At 70.9% G+C, this 18,918-nt stretch carries 17 protein-coding genes; 10 read left to right on the top strand and 7 right to left on the bottom strand.

What is annotated here, in order from left to right; genetic code table 11:
- Positions 1 to 54 precede the first annotated feature (54 nt).
- The gene (locus tag C1N81_RS30405; RefSeq protein WP_394434439.1) at positions 55 to 1,050 is read left to right on the top strand and encodes an aldose epimerase family protein; all 996 of its coding nucleotides are present in this window, start codon (positions 55 to 57) and stop codon (positions 1,048 to 1,050) included.
- A gap of 49 nt (positions 1,051 to 1,099) precedes the next feature.
- Here the strand turns inward: C1N81_RS30405 and C1N81_RS30400 are convergent, their stop codons facing one another.
- The gene (locus C1N81_RS30400) at positions 1,100 to 3,574 is read right to left on the bottom strand and encodes a beta-glucosidase (RefSeq protein WP_394434437.1); all 2,475 of its coding nucleotides are present in this window, start codon (positions 3,572 to 3,574) and stop codon (positions 1,100 to 1,102) included.
- Between the two features lie 195 nt (positions 3,575 to 3,769).
- Here C1N81_RS30400 and C1N81_RS30395 point away from each other — a divergent pair, with 195 nt between their 5' ends.
- Positions 3,770 to 4,405, top strand: a complete 636-nt coding sequence (locus C1N81_RS30395; protein ID WP_394434435.1) for a TetR/AcrR family transcriptional regulator — start codon at positions 3,770 to 3,772, stop codon at positions 4,403 to 4,405.
- Here the strand turns inward: C1N81_RS30395 and C1N81_RS30390 are convergent.
- The 4 genes from C1N81_RS30390 to C1N81_RS30375 form a co-directional block, all read right to left on the bottom strand.
- Positions 4,396 to 4,761: a YrdB family protein gene (locus tag C1N81_RS30390; protein ID WP_394434433.1), complete on the bottom strand. Its 366-nt coding sequence runs from the start codon at positions 4,759 to 4,761 to the stop codon at positions 4,396 to 4,398. The genes C1N81_RS30395 and C1N81_RS30390 overlap by 10 nt on opposite strands.
- Entirely contained in the window at positions 4,758 to 5,648 is an 891-nt protein-coding gene (locus C1N81_RS30385; RefSeq protein WP_394434431.1) for an EI24 domain-containing protein, read from the bottom strand. The genes C1N81_RS30390 and C1N81_RS30385 overlap by 4 nt, the downstream gene beginning before the upstream one ends.
- Positions 5,649 to 5,688: 40 nt before the next feature.
- Entirely contained in the window at positions 5,689 to 6,111 is a 423-nt protein-coding gene (locus tag C1N81_RS30380) for an organic hydroperoxide resistance protein (RefSeq protein ID WP_394434429.1), read from the bottom strand.
- Between the two features lie 118 nt (positions 6,112 to 6,229).
- Positions 6,230 to 7,255 carry an NADP-dependent oxidoreductase gene (locus tag C1N81_RS30375; RefSeq protein ID WP_394434427.1) on the bottom strand — a complete coding sequence of 342 codons (1,026 nt, stop codon included), beginning with the start codon at positions 7,253 to 7,255 and terminating at the stop codon, positions 6,230 to 6,232.
- 92 nt (positions 7,256 to 7,347) lie between these two features.
- Between C1N81_RS30375 and C1N81_RS30370 the strand changes: the two genes are divergently transcribed.
- Positions 7,348 to 7,788, top strand: coding sequence for a MarR family winged helix-turn-helix transcriptional regulator (locus C1N81_RS30370; protein ID WP_394434425.1), 441 nt, complete (start codon positions 7,348 to 7,350; stop codon positions 7,786 to 7,788).
- A 19-nt stretch (positions 7,789 to 7,807) separates the two neighbouring features.
- On the opposite strand, the gene C1N81_RS30365 is transcribed toward C1N81_RS30370, so the two are convergent.
- Positions 7,808 to 8,506: an SCO2400 family protein gene (locus tag C1N81_RS30365; protein ID WP_394434423.1), complete on the bottom strand. Its 699-nt coding sequence runs from the start codon at positions 8,504 to 8,506 to the stop codon at positions 7,808 to 7,810.
- A 212-nt stretch (positions 8,507 to 8,718) separates the two neighbouring features.
- Between C1N81_RS30365 and C1N81_RS30360 the strand changes: the two genes are divergently transcribed.
- The 7 genes from C1N81_RS30360 (at position 8,719) to C1N81_RS30330 (ending at position 17,243) form a co-directional block, all read left to right on the top strand.
- Positions 8,719 to 9,876 carry a mandelate racemase/muconate lactonizing enzyme family protein gene (locus C1N81_RS30360; protein ID WP_394434422.1) on the top strand — a complete coding sequence of 386 codons (1,158 nt, stop codon included), beginning with the start codon at positions 8,719 to 8,721 and terminating at the stop codon, positions 9,874 to 9,876.
- A complete protein-coding gene (locus tag C1N81_RS30355; protein ID WP_394434421.1) occupies positions 9,873 to 10,877 on the top strand; it encodes a zinc-dependent alcohol dehydrogenase in 1,005 nt (334 codons plus the stop codon). The genes C1N81_RS30360 and C1N81_RS30355 overlap by 4 nt, the downstream gene beginning before the upstream one ends.
- Before the next feature lie 70 nt (positions 10,878 to 10,947).
- Positions 10,948 to 11,904 (top strand): hypothetical protein, encoded by a 957-nt coding sequence (locus C1N81_RS30350; protein ID WP_394434419.1) that lies wholly within the window; start codon positions 10,948 to 10,950, stop codon positions 11,902 to 11,904.
- A gap of 142 nt (positions 11,905 to 12,046) precedes the next feature.
- Positions 12,047 to 13,162, top strand: coding sequence for a multiple monosaccharide ABC transporter substrate-binding protein (gene chvE, locus C1N81_RS30345; RefSeq protein WP_394434417.1), 1,116 nt, complete (start codon positions 12,047 to 12,049; stop codon positions 13,160 to 13,162).
- A 51-nt stretch (positions 13,163 to 13,213) separates the two neighbouring features.
- Positions 13,214 to 14,776 carry a multiple monosaccharide ABC transporter ATP-binding protein gene (mmsA, locus tag C1N81_RS30340; protein WP_394434416.1) on the top strand — a complete coding sequence of 521 codons (1,563 nt, stop codon included), beginning with the start codon at positions 13,214 to 13,216 and terminating at the stop codon, positions 14,774 to 14,776.
- The gene (gene mmsB, locus C1N81_RS30335) at positions 14,773 to 16,017 is read left to right on the top strand and encodes a multiple monosaccharide ABC transporter permease (RefSeq protein ID WP_394434414.1); all 1,245 of its coding nucleotides are present in this window, start codon (positions 14,773 to 14,775) and stop codon (positions 16,015 to 16,017) included. Before mmsA ends, mmsB begins: the two co-directional genes overlap by 4 nt.
- A gap of 80 nt (positions 16,018 to 16,097) precedes the next feature.
- A complete protein-coding gene (locus C1N81_RS30330; protein WP_394434411.1) occupies positions 16,098 to 17,243 on the top strand; it encodes an aldose epimerase family protein in 1,146 nt (381 codons plus the stop codon).
- Between the two features lie 84 nt (positions 17,244 to 17,327).
- Here C1N81_RS30330 and C1N81_RS30325 read toward each other — a convergent pair whose 3' ends face one another.
- On the bottom strand, positions 17,328 to 18,833 hold the full coding sequence (locus tag C1N81_RS30325; RefSeq protein ID WP_394434410.1) for an arabinosylfuranosidase ArfA: 1,506 nt from the start codon (positions 18,831 to 18,833) through the stop codon (positions 17,328 to 17,330).
- Positions 18,834 to 18,918: the final 85 nt, after the last annotated feature.

Below are 18,918 nucleotides of genomic sequence, written 5' to 3'. Positions count from 1 at the left end.
ACGGCCGTGACCACCGCCGAATGAGGCGGATCGGCAGGGCGTAGGGTCTCGATCATGCGCAGCGAACTCTTCGACGCCCTCCCCGACGGCACCGACGTCCACCGCTGGACCCTGGAACGGGACGGGGTGCGGGTACGCGTCCTGACGTACGGCTCCATCCTGCAGTCGGTCGAGGTGCCCGACCGTGAGGGGGCCCGCACGTCCGTCTCCCTCGGTTTCGACGATCTGGCCGGCTATCTGGCGCACCCGGAGCCCTACTTGGGCGCCCTGGTCGGCCGGTACGCGAACCGGATCGCGGGCGGCCGGTTCGAGCTGGACGGACAGGTGCACCGGCTGGCGCAGACCAACGGGCCGAACTCACTGCACGGCGGCGAGCGCGGCTTCGACAAGCGGGTGTGGGACGCGGAACCGGTCGGGGAGCACGCGCTGCGGCTCACCCTCGTCTCCGCCGACGGCGAGGAGGGGTTCCCCGGGCGGCTCGCGGTCACGGCGACGTACGCGCTGGAGGAGGGCGGGGTGCTGCGCCTGTCGTACGAGGCGGTGACCGACGCGCCGACCGTCGTGAACCTCACCAACCACACCTACTGGAACCTGGGCGGGGCCGCGTCCGGGACCGCGGTGGGCGGGCACGAGCTGCGGATCGCCGCCGGGCGGGTGACCGCCGTGGACGCCGATCTGATCCCGGCCGGTGCGCCGCAGGAGGTCGACGGCACGCGGTTCGACTTCCGGGAGAGCCGGAAGGTCGGCGCCGGGTACGACCACAACTACGTGCTCGACAAGGGCGTCACCGGCGCCCCCGAGGAGATCGCGGAGCTGCACGACCCCGCGTCCGGCCGGGTCCTGACCATCGCGACGACCGAGCCGGGCATCCAGCTCTACACCTCGGACGGCTTCGCCGAGGGCCTGCCGTTCGCGCCGGGCGACGGGATCGCGCTGGAGACGCAGCACTTCCCGGACTCGCCGAACCGGCCCGACTTCCCGTCCACCGTGCTGCGGCCGGGCGAGGTGTACCGGTCGCAGACGGTGTACGGATTCGGCGTGCGGGCCTGATCACGCCTTCGCAGGCCGGGCCCGTGCGGTCCTGACCGCCCCCCGTGGCTCAGGCCACGATCGTCTCGCTCACGCGCCCGTCGGTGAGCGAGCGGCCGGCCGTCAGCTCGTACCGGCCCGCCCGGTACGCCCACGCGTCCGCGTCCTCGTCCCAGATCTCGAAGGCGCGGCGCGGGAGTTCGACGACGGCCTCGACGGTCTCGCCGGGGGCGGCCGTGACGCTCGCGAAGCCGACCAGCCAGCGGGCGGGCCGGTCCTGGTCGGGCTCGCTCGGCGCCAGGTAGAGCTGGACGACCTCGCGGCCGGGCCGGGGACCGCTGTTGCGGACGCGGACGGTGGCCGTCATGCCTCCCTCGTCGTCGCCGGTGACGTCCAGCGTCTCGTAGGTCCAGTCGGTGTAGCCGAGACCGTGTCCGAACGGGTAGGAGGGCGTGGCGCCCGCCTTGTCCCAGGCGCGGTAGCCGATGAACACGCCCTCGGCGTAGTCGAGTCGGCCGTCGGCCGGGGTGACCCGGGTGACCGGGGCGTCGGCGAACGCGCCCCAGGTCGTGGGCAGTCGGCCGCCCGGCTCCTCCGCGCCGAGGAGCACGTCGGCGAGGGCGTCGCCGCCTTCCTGGCCGGGGAACCAGGACAGCAGGACCGCCGCCACGTCGTCGCGCCACGGAAGCTCCACCGGGGAGCCGGAGTTGACGACCACGACGGTGTTCGGGTTGGCGGCGGCGACGGCGCGGACGAGGTCGTCCTGGCGGCCGGGCAGGCGCAGGTCGGCGCGGTCGAAGCCCTCGGACTCGACACGTTCGGTGGTGGCGACCACGACGACGGCGACCTCGGCGTCACGCGCGGCCTCGACCGCCTCCGCGATGAGCGCGTCCGCGTCGCGACGCGGTTCGAGGTGGGTGAGGCTGAAGATCACGGCGGGCAGCGGCAGGACGAGGGACTTGTCCAGCGGGTGGAACAGGGAGACCTCGACCGGCTGCCCCTCGGTGAGCGTGACCTTGCCGCGCTCCAGCGGGGCGCCGAAGAACGCCTCGAAGGGGTCGGACTCGTCACTCATGGCCTGGACGCCGTCGTAGAGGACGGTGCCGTCGACGGTGAGGGTGAACGCGCCGAGGCCGCGGGTGCCGAAGGCGTGGTCGCCGCTGACGCGCGGGGTGAACGTGCCCTGGATCTCGATGCTGTGCAGCGCCTCGTGGGTGACCCCGGCGGGCAGGTCGTCGCCCATCCACTGGAGCTGGCCGCTGGGCAGGGAGCCCTCGCCGATGACGGTGCCGTCGGCGTCGCGGCAGACGGCGCGCAGCTCGAACCCCTTGTCGGCGGCGGCGAGTTCGTCGCTCGGGTCGGCGCCGAGGGCGTACGTGACGGAGTGCGTCGCGGCGCGCAGGCCGTCGAGCGGGGAGACGACGCGCTCGGGGAAGACGGTGGCGGAGCCGCCGCCGAGGACGCGGGCGTCGCGGGCGGCGGCGCCGATGAGCGCGATCCTCGCGTCGGGGCGCAGCGGCAGGGCACCGCCGGAGTTGCGTACGAGGACGAAGGCGCGGCGGGCGACCTCGCGGGCCAGTGCCACACCGTCGATCTCGGCCGGGCGCCTCGAAGCGGACACGGCGGGTTCGGCACCGTCCAGGGCGCCGACGCGGGCGGCGAGGCGCAGCACGCGGCGCACGGCGTCGTCGACCTCGGACTCCTCGGCCTCCCCGGCGCGTACGGCGGCGGCGAGCGCGGGCCCGTACACGGTCTGCGGGCCGGGCATGGCGACGTCGAGGCCGCCCTTGAGGGCGCCGGTGGTGGAGCGGGCGGCCATCCAGTCGGAGACGTTGAAGCCGTCGAAGCCCCATTCACCGCGCAGGATCTCGTGCACGAGGTGGCGGTGCTCGGTCATCGTCGTGCCGTTGACCGTGTTGTAGGCGGTCATGATCCCCCACGGGTGGGCGCCCGCGACGATGGTCTCGAACGGCGCCAGGTACAGCTCGCGCAGGGCGCGCGCGGAGACCAGGTTGTCCACGGTGAAGCGGTCGGTCTCGGCGTCGTTGGCGACGAAGTGCTTGACGGTGGTGCCGACGCCGCCCGACTGGACGCCCCGCACGTAACCGGTGCCGATGGCGCCCGTGAGCAGCGGGTCCTCGCTGTAGGCCTCGAAGTGGCGGCCGCCGAGCGGCGAACGGTGCAGGTTCACGGTCGGGGCGAGCAGCACGTGGACGCCCTTGCGGCGGGCCTCCTGGGCGAGGAGCGCGCCTGCCCGGCGGGCGAGCGCGGGGTCCCAGGTCGCGGCGAGCGCGGTCGGGGAGGGCAGGGCGATCGACGGGTCGTCGGCGGTCCAGCGCACGCCGCGCACCCCGATCGGGCCGTCGGACATGACAAGCGAGGCGAGGCCGATCTCGGGGAGCGCGGGCAGCGACCACATGTCCTGTCCGGCGAGGAGTCGCGCCTTGGCGTCGAGGTCGAGCTTGCCGAGCGCGGCCTCGACCACCGCCTCGCGGGCCTCGGCCCCCGTGTCGTCACCGGTGAAACCGTCTGCCTGGGTGGCCATGCCGGCCCTCCTCATCGAGTCATCGATCCATCGAGATCGCGGTCGAGAACACGGTCGCCTTCGAGAACGCGGTCGCGGCCACGGTCGTCGCGTACGTGGCTGTGCCTGAGCGCGTCCATCCTGCACCCGTATACCTGTAGAGCGGTAGGTTTCGTAACCTTGCCGTTATCCAGACTACCCAGCAGGGCCCTGACCATGTCGTACGGTGACCGCATGAGCAGCACCAGAGCCGCCCGCGGCGAGGAGCGACGGGCCGAGATCCTGCGCGCCGCGCTCGAAGTGATCGCCGAGCGCGGCTACCGGGGCGCGAGCCTCGCCGCCGTCGCGGAGCGCGTCGGGCTCACCCAGCAGGGGCTGCTGCACCACTTCCCGACGAAGGAGGCGCTGCTCGTCGCCGTCCTCGCGGACCGGGACCGGTGGGACGCGGTGCCGGACAGCCAGTGGCGTCTCGACCTGCTCGGCTCACTCGTCGAGTACAACGCGATGCGGCCCGGCATCGTGCAGACGTTCTCGGCGCTGCTCGGCGAGTCCGTCACCGAGGGGCATCCGGCGCGTGACTTCTTCACCCGGCGCTACGGCGACGTCCGCGCGTCGATGGCGGAGGTGCTGCGCGCGGAGTACGGCGAGCGGCTGCCGAACGGGCTGACGCCGGAGCGGGCGGCGCCGCTGCTCGTCGCCGTGATGGACGGGCTGCAGTACCAGTGGCTGCTGGACCCGGGGGCGGTGGACATGGCGACGGCGTTCCGGGACTTCCTGGCGCTGCTGGGCGAACCCGAACCCGAACCCGGATCCGAGCCCCGGCCCACACCCGGGCCCGGCCCTCAGAACTGAGCCGCAGCCCTGGCCTCGGCCCCGGGATACTGCTGCCAGCGCACCGCCAGCGCCTTGCTCACCGCGCACACCGCCGCGAAGACGGCCGCCCAGACGTACGCGCCGGAGAGCGCCAGCGCCGCGACGCCCGCGCCGAACCAGACGGTCTCGAAGGCGACGCGCGCGGCCCCGCGCGTCCCGTAGCGGGCCTTGGGCGACCCGAGAAGGGCCCAGGCCGTGATCATGACGGCCAGGCCGAGGACACCGTAGAGCCAGGCGAGCGGCGCGGCCACGTCGCGGGTGAAGCCGTAGGCGCCCACGGCGCCCAGGGCGACGAGTTCGACGGCGAAGAGGACGGCGGCGTTGGCGGTCTTCATGCGGTCATCCCCCGCGGGCTCTGGTCCGCCGCGCCGCCGCCACCCGCCGCGCCGCCGCCACCCGCCGCGCCGCCGCCGCCCGCCGCCGGAAGCGGCCCGCCGGCGTCGAAGTCCGCATCGGCATCGGCGTCGGCATCAGGCGCCTGCGCGAGCTCGCCCCGAAGGTCCCGCACCATCAACGTGGCCCCGGCGACCGCCCCCGGCATCAGGAACACCGCCACCACCGGCACCAGGAACGCCACCGCGAGCGGCGCCCCGAACCCCCACGCGAGGCCCTTGCGGGAGCGCAGCAGGGCCAGCCGTTCCCGGAGGTCGACGCCTCGCCGCTGCAGGGCGACCCCCGTCAGTTCCTCCGTGAGGAAGAAGCCGGTGACGAAGAAGCCGAGGACCGGGATCACCGTCTGGCCGACGAAGGGGAGGAAGCCGAGCGCGAAGAGCAGGATGCCCCACAGGGCGGCGCGGACGAGGATGCGCAGGCTGTCACGGGCGGAGATCCACAGCTCCCGCCAGAGCGGCAGGCCGGACTCCGGGGCGTGGCCGCCCTCGGCGATGTCGACCTGTTCGGAGAGGGCGTCGTAGAACGGCTGGCCGATCAGGAGCGTCACCGCGGTGAAGGTCAGGACGGCGAGGAGCAGGGCCAGGGCGAAGAGGACGGCCGTGAGGAAGCCGCGGAAGAGCCCGCGCCAGGGCGACGACCAGTCGTCGGCGAACGGCGTCGACCAGCCGACGAAGTCCTGGCCCCAGACGGCGAGGCAGACGAGGGCCGCCGCGTACAGGACGAGGGTGATGAGGCCGGGCAGCAGGCTCCAGCCGTACTTCTTGCCGTGCCGGGCAACCCAGCGCTGCCCCTTCATCAGATAGCCGAAGCCCGCCCCGAGATCACGCATGGCGCAAACCTTACGGGACGGGCCTGGGCCGCGAAGATGGTCAGACCGAGAGCGTGACCGTGATGTTGCCGCGGGTCGCCTTGGAGTAGGGGCAGACCTGGTGGGCCTTCTCGACCAGGGACTTGGCGGTGGCCGCGTCCGTGTTCGGGATGGCCGCCGAGATGTCGACGATGAGGCCGAAGCCGTCGTCGTTCTTGCCGATGCCGACCTTCGCGGTGACGGTCGAGCCGGTGATGTCGATGCCCTCCTGGCGGGCGACGACGGCGAGGGCGCCCTGGAAGCAGGCGCTGTAACCGGCCGCGAAGAGCTGCTCCGGGTTGGTGCCGGCGCCGGAGCCGCCCTGCTCCTTGGGCGGGTTGACGACGACGTCGAGCTTGCCGTCGTCGGTGGAGACGCGGCCGTCGCGGCCGTTCTCGGCGGTGGCTACGGCGGTGTAGACGACGTCGGACTGCGTGATGGCCATGGCTCGTACTCCCTCATTCGTTTCCGGCAAGCGGAGTTTTAGATCCGCAGAACGGAAACAGGCTATCGGATGCCGAAAATCACCGGGCGCCCCGCACCGGGCACCCGGCCGCCGGAGGTCAGAGCTTCACGACCATCTTTCCGGTGTTGTCGCCGCGCAGGACCCCGAGGAACGCCTCCAGGTTGTTCTCGATGCCCTCGACGACCGTCTCGCGGTACTTCAGCTCGCCCGAGCGGACCCAGGCGCCGACCTCCTGCACGAACTGCGGCTGCAGGTCGTAGTGGTCGCCGACGAGGAAGCCCTCGATGCGGCCGCGGGTCTGGATGAGGCGGGAGAGGTTGCGCGGGCCGGGCGCCGGCTCGGTGTTGTTGTAGACGGAGATCGCGCCGCAGATGGCGATGCGGCCGTCGCGGTTGAGGCGGGCGATGGCGGCCTCCAGGTGGTCGCCGCCGACGTTGTCGAAGTACGTGTCGATGCCGTCCGGGGCCGCCTCCTTCAGCAGCTCGTGCACGTTGCCCGACTTGTAGTTGAACGCGGCGTCGAAGCCGTACTCGTCGAGGAGCAGCTTGACCTTCTCGTCCGAGCCGGCCGAGCCGATGACCCGCGAGGCGCCCTTGAGCTTGGCGATCTGGCCGACCTGGCCGCCGACCGCGCCCGCGGCGCCGGAGACGAAGACGCTGTCGCCCTCCTTGAAGGAGAGGGTGCGCAGCAGCCCCGCGTACGCGGTGAGGCCCGTCATGCCGAGCACGCCGAGGTAGGTCGAGAGCGGCGCGGCGTCCGGGTCGACCTTGACGGCCTGCTTGGCGTCGAACGTCGCGTACTCGCGCCAGCCGAAGAAGTGCAGCACGTGGTCGCCGACCGCGATGCCCTCGTCGTTCGAGGCGATGACCTCGCCGACGGCACCGGCCTGCATGGGCTTGCCCAGCTCGTACGGGGCCACGTACGACTTCGCGGCGCTCATGCGGCCGCGCATGTACGGGTCGACGGAGACGTACAGGTTCTTGACGAGGACCTGGCCGGGGCCGGGCTCGGAGACCGGGGCTTCGCGCAGCTCGAAGTCCTTCGGCTCGGGCCAGCCGACGGGACGGTCGAGCAGGACCCATTCGCGGCCGGTGGCGGGGATCTGGGGGGTGTCGGCGGACATGCGGTGATCCTTACGTCGCTAGTACTTCAGTATGTGAAACAACCATGCTTCTGAATATTTCATGATGTCAAGCAACTGGGTACCCTGGACCCATGACCGCCACCCGTCCGCACCGTTCCGCCGATCCGCTCACCCTTGAGGTGGTGGAGCTGATCGGCGCCGTCGTCGCGCGCTACCACCAGGAGTACGAGGACGCGGCCGCGCGGCACGGGCTGACCGGGGCACAGGCACGGGTGCTCAGTCTGCTGGCGCTCGAACCTCTTCCCATGCGGCAGATCGCGCACCGGCTGAAGTGCGAGCCGTCGAACATCACGGGGATCGTGGACCGCCTGGAGGCGCGGGAGCTGGTGGAGCGGCGGCCCTCGCCCGGTGACCGGCGCGTGAAGGTGGCCGCGCCCACGCAGGAGGGCGCGGCGGTGGCGCGGAGCCTGCGGGAGTCGCTCGATTTCGCGCGGGAGCCGCTGGCCCGGCTCGACCGGGACCAGCGGCTCGCGCTGCGGGACATGCTGAGGACGATGATCGGGGCGGATTGATCCCGCTCGCCGCGTCCGGTCAGGTGCACCACCACAGGAAGCGGTCGCACGTCTTCGTCGGGGTCGGCTCGGGCGTCGGGGACGCGGCGGTGGGCTGCGGGTCGGCGCTGGTCGTGGGCGCGTCGGACGGGGAGTCCGCGGGTGAACCCGCGCTGTCGGAGGGCGGGTTGTCCGGGGTGCCGCTCTCGTCGTCCGCCCGCGCCGAGGACGCGTCGGCGCTCTCCGTCGCGCTCGGCGACGCGGACACGGACGCCGAGGCGCTCGCCGTGGCCGTTCCCGTGGCCGTCGGGGACCCGGACGCCCCGGGCGAGGCGCTGGAGGCCGGTGCCGGAGCGTCCGCGGGCGGGGCCTCGTCCGCCGAGGACGCGCCGTCCGCCTGCATGTCGGCCGTGTCCGGCGCCGCCTGCGCGTCGCCCCCGCCCGACGACTCCATACCGAGTTCCGCGAGGCTGAGCCCGCCCGCCGCGAGCGCGATGCCCGCCGTGATCAGCAGGATGCGTCTGCGCCGTCTGCGGTGCGCCCGGCGGGTGCGCGGGCGGCGTCTGCCGCGCGGGCGGCCGGGTTCGCCGTCGCCGCTCTCCTCCACCGCCGCTTCCTCGGCCTCCCCCTGCGCGGCGAGCGCCTCCGCGTAGGTGCGCACGGCGTCGGCGGGGGTGCCGCACCCCGGGCAGGCGAGGGCTCCGTTGAGGTGCCTGCGGCACGGGTGGCAGTAGTCCATGACGTAGGGAGGCTAAGGGCCCGGGCGGTAACGGAGAAAGCCGGTGCTGTGAAACTTCTGTGCGAAACACGGCGGAGCGAACCTCTACGAAGCCCGGCCAACCTCTGCGCAGACCATTGACACCCTTGTACGGCCGTCCTTACTGTCACGCCAGCATTTCGAACGAGTGACGAAATATCGAACGGCACCAATCGGCACAGGGGGCAATTGCCTTGCGCATCACGGGAATCAGCACGCATGTGGTCGGGACGCCCTGGCGGAACCTGACCTACGTCCAGGTGCACACCGACGAGGGCATCACGGGCGTCGGCGAGACCCGCATGCTGGGCCACACCGACGCGCTCATCGGCTACTTGAACGAGGCGCTGGCCAACCACATCGTGGGGTCCGACCCGTTCGCCGTCGAGGACCTCGTACGCCGCATGAAGTACGGCGACTACGGGCGCGCGGGCGAGATCGTCATGTCCGGCATCGCCGTCGTCGAGATGGCCTGCTGGGACATCAAGGGCAAGGCGCTCGGCGTCCCGGTGTGGCAGCTGCTCGGGGGCAAGGTCACCGACAAGGTGAAGGCGTACGCCAACGGCTGGTACACCACCGAGCGGACCCCGGAGGCGTACCACAAGGCCGCGCAGACGGTGATGGAGCGCGGGTACAAGGCGCTGAAGATCGACCCGTTCGGCACCGGGCACTTCGAGCTGGACCATGAGCAGTCGCTGTACGCCGTCTCGCTGATCGAGGCCGTGCGGGACGCGATCGGGCCCGACGCCGAGCTGATGCTGGAGATGCACGGCCGCTTCTCCCCCGCCACGGCGGTCCGGCTCGCCCGCGATCTCGCGCCGTTCAAGCCCGCGTGGCTGGAGGAGCCGGTGCCGCCGGAGAACCTCAAGGCGCTGGAGAAGGTCGCCGCGAAGGTGGACATGCCGGTCGCGACCGGTGAGCGGATCCACGACCGGATCGAGTTCCGGGAGCTGTTCGAGAGCCAGGCCGTCGACATCATCCAGCCCGACGTCGGCCACCTCGGCGGCATCTGGGAGACGCGCAAGCTCGCCGCCACCGCCGAGACCCACTACATGCTGGTCGCACCGCACAACGTGGGCGGTCCCGTCCTGACGGCCGCCTCGCTCCAGGTCGGCTTCACCACCCCCAACTTCAAGATCCTGGAGCACTTCAACGACTTCGCGGACGCCGAGATCAAGAAGGTGGTCAAGGGCGCGCCGCAGGTCGTGGACGGCTACTTCGAGCTGTCGCACGAGCCCGGTCTCGGGGTCGAGCTGGACGTGGACGCCGCCGCCGAGTTCCCGCAGCAGCAGGCCCGGTTCGACCTGTGGGCCGAGGGCTGGGAGAAGCGCGCGCCAAAGGGCACCCAGTGAGCTCCGCGGTCGTCGTCGACGGGCCCGGCGCGCACCGGGTCGTGGAGCACGAGCCCGCGCCGCCATGGCCGGGCGAGGCCCGGGTGCGGGTGCACGCCGTGGGGATCTGCGGCAGCGACCGCGAGGTCTACCAGGGCAACCGGCCCGAGGGGTATGTCCGTTACCCGCTCACCCCGGGCCACGAGTGGTCCGGGACCGTGGAGGCCGTCGGCGCCGGGGTGCCGGACGGGCTCGTCGGCCGCAAGGTCGTCGGCGAGGGCTTCCGGAACTGTCAGGTGTGCGACCGGTGCCACGCCGGTGAGACGACGCTGTGCACCGCCGGGTACGAGGAGACCGGCTTCACGCAGCCGGGGGCCATGGCCGCCACGCTCGTCCTGCCCGCCCGGCTCCTGCACGTCCTGCCCGGCGACGCCGATCTGAGCGCCGCCGCCCTCCTGGAACCGGCCGCGTGCATCGCCGCCGCCGCGCTCAAGGCCGAGGCGCGGCCAGGGCAGCGGGTCGCGGTGGTCGGGACCGGGACGCTCGGGATGTTCGCCGTGCAGTTCCTCGCCGCGAACTCCCCGGCCGAGCTGCTCGTCGTCGGCACGCGGGACGACCGGGAGGCTCTGTCGCGTCGGTTCGGGGCGACGGACTTCCGGCTGCGGAGCGGACCCCTCCCCTCCGACATCGATGTCGTGATCGAGACGGCGGGCTCCGCCTCGGCCGCACGGACCGCCGCCTCGCTCCTTCGGCGCGGCGGACGCCTCGTGCTCACCGGCATCCCGGCGGCGGGCGCCGACGGCCTCGACCCGACCGACCTGGTGGTGCGCCAGCTGGAGGTGCGGACCGTCTTCGGGGCCGCGCCCGACGCGTGGGCGCACGCGGTGCGGATGTTCGGGGCGGGGCTGCTCGATCCCCTGCCGCTCGTGACGCACGAGGTGGAGCTCGAGCGGTTCGCCGAGGCCATCGAATGGGTCGGGTCCGGCGACCCGAAGGTCGGGAAGGTGCTGCTGCGGCCCTAGGACCTGTCCTGGAGCCCGCGCCCTCGCCGGACACATACCTCAGCGACTTCGTACAAGACAAAGGACGAGCGTGACCGACTCACCCCGCCGCCCCGGCGAACCCGCCCTCTCCGCCCTCGGTCTGAGCGCTCCCGCGCCCGACCCGGCGGACGCCTCCCCGCACACGTTCCCCGACGGCGGGACGTGGCGCGTGGAGATCCCCTCCGTCGAGGGCCCGGAGGCCGTCGGCGTCGTACTGAAGGAGGCCTCGCGGCTCGACGTGCCGATCCACCGGATCAGCCAGGGCAGCGGCGTCTGGATGCTGCGGGACACCGAGATCGTGGAGATGGTCGAGGCGACCGCCGAGCGCGACATCGAGCTGTGCCTGTTCACCGGGCCGCGCGGCACCTGGGACACCGGCGCCTCGGTCCGCACCGACTCGCGCGGGGCCGGGCTGCGCGCCCGAGGCCACGACGCGGTCGCCGGCTGCGTCGAGGACGCCGTACGCGCGACGGAGCTGGGCGTGAAGTGCCTGCTCGTCGCCGACGAGGGGGTGCTGTGGACGCTGCACAGGGCGCGCGCGAAGGGCGTGATACCGGCCGACACCACGCTGAAGGTCTCCGCGCTCATCGGCCCGGTGAACCCGGCCTCGTACGCCGTCTACGAGGGGCTCGGCGCCGACTCGCTGAACGTGCCGTCCGACCTGACCCTCGCGCACCTCACCGAGATCCGGCGGCTCTCGGCGGCGCCGATGGACATGTACGTCGAGGCGCCCGACGACCTCGGCGGCTACATCCGGATGTACGAGATCGCCGAACTGGTGCGCCGCGGCGCCCCGTTGTACCTGAAGTTCGGGCTCGCCAAGGCGCCCGCCATCTATCCGTACGGCACGCATCTGCGGGACGTCACCCTCGACACCGCCCGTGAGCGGGTGCGCCGGGGCCGTCTCGCGCTCGACCTGCTCGCGCGGCACGGAGCCGGTGGCGGCATGTCGCCGCTGGGCTCGCGGCTGCCGGGGACACTGCGGCGCTTCAGCACGGGCCAATAACGTTCTGGCCACGCAACTTCACAGAACACGACAGAGCCGCGCACAATCCAACGCACTTCGGTTCTCGGTCAACCCCCGCACTCCGCACGGGACTTCGCTCCTCCCGACCGGGCCCGGCACTCACACATCAAGGATGATGACCATGCGAAACCGCCGCACCGCTGCAGCCGCGATAGCCGCGACCGTCTCCCTCGCGCTCACCCTGACCGCCTGCGGCCAGGACAGCGAGGGCGGCAAGGAAGAGGGCAAGAAGGACGTCAAGGGCTCCACGGTCGGCGTCGCGATGCCTACCAAGTCCTCGGAGCGCTGGATCGCCGACGGCAACAACGTCGTGAAGGCCCTGGAGTCGAAGGGGTACAAGACCAAGCTGGTCTACGGCGAGGACGACCCGGACCAGCAGGTCTCGCAGATCGAGAACATGATCACGCAGGGCGTCTCCGCGCTCATCGTCGCCGCGATCGACAACAAGTCGCTGAACTCGGTGCTCCAGCAGGCCGCCGACGCCGACATCCCCGTCATCTCCTACGACCGGCTCATCCTCGACACCAAGAACGTCAGCTACTACGCGACGTTCGACAACGAGAAGGTCGGCCGGCTCCAGGCCACGTCCCTGGTGGACAAGCTGGGGCTGAGCAAGGGCGAGAAGGGCCCGTTCAACGTCGAGCTGTTCGCCGGCTCCAACGACGACAACAACACGCGGTACTTCTTCGACGGCGCGATGAAGGTGCTCCAGCCCTACATCGACAAGAAGCAGCTCGTCGTCAAGTCCGGGCAGACCAAGCTCAACCAGATCACCACGCTGCGCTGGGACGGCGCCACCGCCCAGAAGCGCATGGACGACATCCTGACCTCGACGTACAAGGGCAGCAACCGCGTGGACGCGGTGCTCTCCCCGTACGACGGCATCTCCATCGGCATCATCTCGGCGCTGAAGTCGGACGGCTACGGCTCGGGCTCCAAGCCGCTGCCCGCCATCTCCGGACAGGACGCCGAGGTCGCCTCGGTGAAGTCGATCATCGACGGCCAGCAGTACTCGACCGTCTACAAGGACCTGCGCAAGCTCGCCAAGGTCGCCTCGACCATGGTCGACGACGTGCTGCACGACAAGAAGCCCGAGGTGAACGACGTCAAGAGCTACGACAACGGCGCGAAGGTCGTCCCCTCGTACCTGCTCAACCCGGTCCTCGTCACCAAGGAGAACTACGAGAAGGAGCTCGTCGACAGCGGCTTCTACTCCAAGTCCGACCTGGGCCAGTAAGCACCCCTGCGGGAACGACCAGCACCGAACCACTAGCTGAAGGGCACGACCATGGCGGGACCCGTCCTGGAAATGCGCTCGATCGTCAAGACCTTTCCCGGTGTGAAAGCGCTCTCGGACGTCAACCTGGCGGTACGTCAGGGCGAGGTCCACGCCATCTGCGGGGAGAACGGCGCCGGCAAATCCACCCTGATGAAGGTTCTCTCCGGCCTCCATCCGCACGGCAGCTACGAGGGGGAGATCCTCTTCGAGGGGCAGTCCTGCCAGTTCAAGGACATCAACGCGTCCGAGAAGCGCGGCATCGTCATCATCCACCAGGAGCTGGCGCTCGTCCCCTACCTGTCGATCGCCGAGAACATGTTCCTCGGCAACGAACACGCCACCCGCGGCTTCATCGACTGGCGCGAGACCTTGATGCACGCCACCCGGCAGCTGCGCCGGGTGGGCCTCGCGGAGAACCCCAACACCCGGATCTCCGACATCGGCGTCGGCAAGCAGCAGCTCGTCGAGATCGCCAAGGCGCTCGCCAAGGACGTGAAGCTGCTGATCCTGGACGAGCCGACCGCGTCGCTCAACGACGAGGACTCCGGCAAACTCCTCGACCTGATCCTGGAGCTGAAGGGTCAGGGCATCACCTCGATCATCATCTCCCACAAGCTGAACGAGATCCGCCGCGTCGCCGACTCGGTGACGATCCTGCGGGACGGCCGCACCATCGAGACCCTCGACGTGCACGCCCCGGAGACCACCGAGGACCGGATCATCTCCGGCATGGTCGGCCGCGACCTGGAGCACCGCTTCCCCGAGCGCACCCCGCACCACGCCGAGGAGGGCGCGGCGCCCGCCCTGGAGATCCGCAACTGGACGGTGCACCACCCCCTGGACCGCGAACGCAAGGTCGTGGACGACGTCTCCCTGCACGTACGGCGCGGGGAGATCGTCGGGATCGCGGGCCTGATGGGCGCGGGCCGCACCGAACTCGCGATGAACGTCTTCGGGCGGACCTACGGCCGGTACGCGGCCGGCACCGTGCTGAAGGACGGCACCGAGATCCGGACGAAGTCGGTCGCGGAGGCCGTCGGGCACGGCATCGCCTACGCGACCGAGGACCGCAAGCACTACGGCCTCAACCTCCTCGACACCATCAACCGCAACATCTCCCTCGCGGCGCTCGGCAAGGTCGCGCGGCGCGGCGTGGTCGACGAACACGGGGAGCGGCAGGTCGCCGAGGAGTACCGCAAGTCGATGAACATCAAGGCCCCGACGGTCTTCGAACCGGTGGGCAAGCTGTCGGGCGGCAACCAGCAGAAGGTCGTCCTCAGCAAATGGATCTTCGCGGGGCCCGAGGTGCTGATCCTCGACGAGCCGACCCGCGGGATCGACGTCGGTGCCAAGTACGAGATCTACACGGTCATCGACAAGCTCGCGGCCGAGGGCAAGGCGGTGGTGTTCATCTCCTCCGAACTGCCCGAGCTGCTCGGCATGTGCGACCGCATCTACACGATGAGCGCGGGCCGGCTGACCGGTGAGGTCACCCGCGCGGAGGCGACGCAGGAGTCCCTGATGCGCCTGATGACCAAGGACAAGAACGGGACAGAAGAGGTAACGCGATGAGCACGGACGTGATGGACAAGTCCCCGGCCCCCGCGCCGCCGGGCAAGGACGGAGCCGCCGGCGACGGCGGGCTGCTGCGCCTCGTGCTCGACGGGATGCGCCGCAACATGCGCCAGTACGGCATGTTGCTCGCGCTCGGCCTCCTCGTGATCGTCTTCGCCGTCTGGACCAACGGCGACCTGATCCTGCCGCGCAACGTCTCCAACCTGGTGCTGCAGAACAGCTACATCCTGATCCTCGCGATCGGCATGATGCTGGTCATCATCGCGGGCCACATCGACCTTTCCGTGGGATCACTGACCGCGTTCGTCGGCTCGACGGCCGCCGTCCTCATGGTCAGCCACGACCTGCCCTGGCCCCTCGCGGCGGTGATCTGCCTCGCGATGGGCGGCGCGGCCGGATGCATCCAGGGCTGGCTGATCGCCTACGGCGGCATACCGTCCTTCATCGTGACCCTCGCGGGCATGCTGGTCTGGCGCGGCCTGACGGAGATCCTGCTGAAGGGGCAGACCCTCGGCCCGTTCCCCGAGGGCCTCGGCAAGCTCGGCAACGGCTTCCTGCCCGAGGTCGGCCCGGACACGAATTACCACAACCTCACCCTGCTGCTCGGTGTCGTCCTCGCCGCCGCCGTCGTCATCCAGGAGCTGCGGGACCGGCGCCGCCAGCAGGAGTTCGCCCTCGACCTGCCGCCGTTCAACCTGTTCATCCTGAAGCTCATCGCGATCGTCGCCGCCATCGCCGTGGTGACGATGCTCCTCGCCAGCTACAAGGGCGCCCCGATCGTCCTGCTCATCCTCGGCGTCCTCGTCGTCGGCTACGGCTACCTGATGCGCAACTCGATCTTCGGCCGCCACATCTACGCCATCGGCGGCAACCTGCCCGCCGCCAAGCTCTCCGGCGTCAAGGACAAGAAGGTCTCCTTCTACGTCTTCCTGAACATGGGCGTCCTCGCGGCCCTGGCCGGTCTGGTCGTGGCCGCCCGGCTGAACGCGGCCTCGCCGAAGGCCGGACTCAACTTCGAGTTGGAGGCCATCGCCGCGTCCTTCATCGGCGGCGCCTCCATGAGCGGCGGTGTCGGCACCGTCCTCGGCGCCATCATCGGCGGTCTCGTCCTCGGTGTGCTGAACAACGGCATGAACCTGCTCGGCGTCGGCTCCGACTGGCAGTCGGTGATCAAGGGTCTCGCCCTGCTCGCCGCGGTCGGCTTCGACGTGTGGAACAAGCGCCGCGCCGGTTCCTGACGGCGCCCGCTCCCCACCCGTACCTCGCACGTCGCACGTCGCACGTCATCAGGCACCACTCCCCGCATTAGGAGCGTCAGATGGACACGACCAGACGTACGGTGCTCGCGGCGACCGCCGCCGCGGGCATCGCCGCCACGACCCCGGTCACCGCCCGTGCCTCGGCGGGGCGGGGGGCCAGAAAGGAACTGTTCGGCAAGCTCGCCGACGGGACGAAGATCTACCGCTGGTCCCTGTCGAACGGCGGGACCCGCCTGAAGGTCCTCTCCTACGGCGGCATCGTGCAGTCCCTGGAGCTCCCGGACCGGCGCGGCCGGTACGTGAACGTCTCCCTCGGCTACGACCACATCGAGGGCTACGTCACCGGGACGACGTTCTTCGGCGCGACCATCGGCCGGTACGGGAACCGCATCGCGAACGGCCGCTTCACCCTGGACGGCACGACGTACCAGCTCTCCGTGAACGACGGCGCCAACTCGCTGCACGGCGGCGCGAAGGGCTTCAACACACGGGTCTGGGACGTCGAGCCGTTCACGGCCGGTTCCGACACCGGCCTCCACCTGCACTACACGTCGATCGACGGCGAGATGGGCTACCCCGGCACGCTCAAGGTGACGGTCACGTACACGCTCACCGCGCGCGGCGACTGGCGCATCGACTACAAGGCGACGACGGACAAGGCGACCGTCGTCAACCTCACCAACCACACCTACTACAACCTGGCGGGCGAGGGCAGCGGCGGCGTCTACGACCACGAGCTGACCCTCGCCGCCTCCCGCTACACGCCCACGGACGCCGGGCTGATCCCGACCGGTGAGCTGGCGAAGGTCGGGGGCACGCCGTTCGACTTCCGCCGCCCGAAGCCGATCGGCGACGACATCCGCGCCGGTCACCCCCAGCTCATCACGGCGAAGGGCTTCGACCACAACTGGGTCCTCGACAAGGGCCTCACCTCCCGCCCGGTGCACTTCGCGACCCTGCGCGACCCGGGCTCGGGCCGCACGCTGAAGATCGCCACGGACCAGCCCGGGGTGCAGTTCTACTCGGGCAACTTCCTCGACGGCACGCTCGTCGGCCCGTCCGGCCGCACCTACCGCCAGGGCGACGGCCTCTGCCTGGAGACCCAGCACTTCCCGGACTCCCCGAACCATCCGGCGTTCCCCTCGACGGTGCTGCGGCCCGGGGAGACGTACCGGTCGACGACGGTGCACTCGTTCGGCGTGTGAGGTTCAGCCGCTTCAGCGGTTGCGGGCGAGGCCCCCACGCACTGCGCCCATCGCGTCCCGGCAGGCCGAGCGCAGGCCGGGAACTCACGCCAGCCGGATCACGTTCCAGGACAGCGGTTCCAGGGTCGCCCGCAAGGTGCCGTCGGCGATCGTCGCCCCCGTCCCCTCATGCGGCTTCACCCGGTCGGGGTCGGTCAGCGTGTTGCGGGCGTCCGGGTCCGTGTCGGAGAGGACCGAGTGCTCGGCGATCTCGCTCAGGCGCAAGCCTCGCAGGGCGACTTCGAGCGGCAGCGGCCGCGTCTGGCCGCGGTTCACCGCGAACACCGTCACCGTGCCGTCCGCCGCTCGGACCGCCGTCGCGTGCAGCAGGGGCGCCGTGCCGTGGCGCCGGGTCTCGTACGTCGGGCCCGACACCCGTACGTCCAGGACCTCGCCGCGGCCGTACTTCGACGCCTGGGCGAACGGGTGGAACGTCGTCTGGCGCCAGGCCGGGCCGCCGGGCTCGGTCATGATCGGGGCGATGACGTTGACGAGTTGGGCGAGGCAGGCCACCGTGACGCGGTCCGCGTGGCGGAGCAGGGCGATGAGGAGGGAGCCGAGGACGACCGCGTCGGTGACGGAGTAGACGTCCTCCAGAAGGCGTGGCGCCTGCGGCCAGTCCAGGGCCGAGACCTGGGCCTCGGTGCGGGACATGTACCAGACGTTCCACTCGTCGAAGGAGAGGTTGATCTTCTTCGGGGACTTGAGGCGGGCCCCCACGTGGTCGCAGGTCGCCACGACGTTCTCGATGAACGACTCCATGTCCACCGCGGAGGCGAGGAAGGAGTCCCGGTCGCCGTCGTGCTCCTCGTAGTAGGCGTGGAGGGAGATGTGGTCGACGAGGTCGTAGGTCTCGGCGAGGACCTTGGCCTCCCACTCCGCGAAGGTCTCCATCGCCTGGCTGGAGCTGCCGCACGCGACCAGTTCCACCGTGTTGTCGATCTGGCGCATCGCCCGCGCCGTCTCCGCCGCGAGCCGCCCGTACTCCTCGGCCGTCTTGTGGCCGGTCTGCCAGGGCCCGTCCATCTCGTTGCCCAGGCACCAGAGCTTGATGCCGAAGGGGTCCTTGTCGCCGTGGGCGACCCGCAGGTCCGAAAGGGCGGTCCCGTGGGGGTGGTTCGCGTACTCCTGGAGTTCTATCGCCTCGGCCACGCCGCGCGTGCCCAGGTTCACCGCCATCATCGGCTCCGCCTGCGGGCCGAGCTTCTTGACGAACGCGATGTACTCGGAGAGGCCGAAACGGTTCGACTCCGTCGTGCGCCAGGCCAGGTCCAGGCGGCGGGGGCGGTCCTCGACCGGGCCGACCGAGTCCTCCCACTTGTAGCCCGAGACGAAGTTGCCGCCGGGGTAGCGGATCGTCGTCACGCCCAGTTCCCGGATCAGGTCGAGGACGTCCGTGCGCAGGCCGGCCTCGTCCGCCGCCGGGTGGTCCGGTTCGTGGATGCCGGTGTAGACGCAGCGGCCGAGGTGCTCGACGAAGGAGCCGAAGAGGCGCGGGCTGACCTTGCCGACAGTGAACGCAGGGTCGAGTGTGAAGCGTGCGGTGTGCAATGTGCCCCCTTCTAAGCGGTGTGCCGTGCTCCGGTCCGTCGCGAGTGCGGCTTGTTCGTGGTTGCGCGCGCAGTTCCCCGCGCCC

Source organism: Streptomyces sp. SGAir0957, from assembly GCF_043523415.1.
This window is presented reverse-complemented; position numbering and strand designations above follow the sequence as displayed.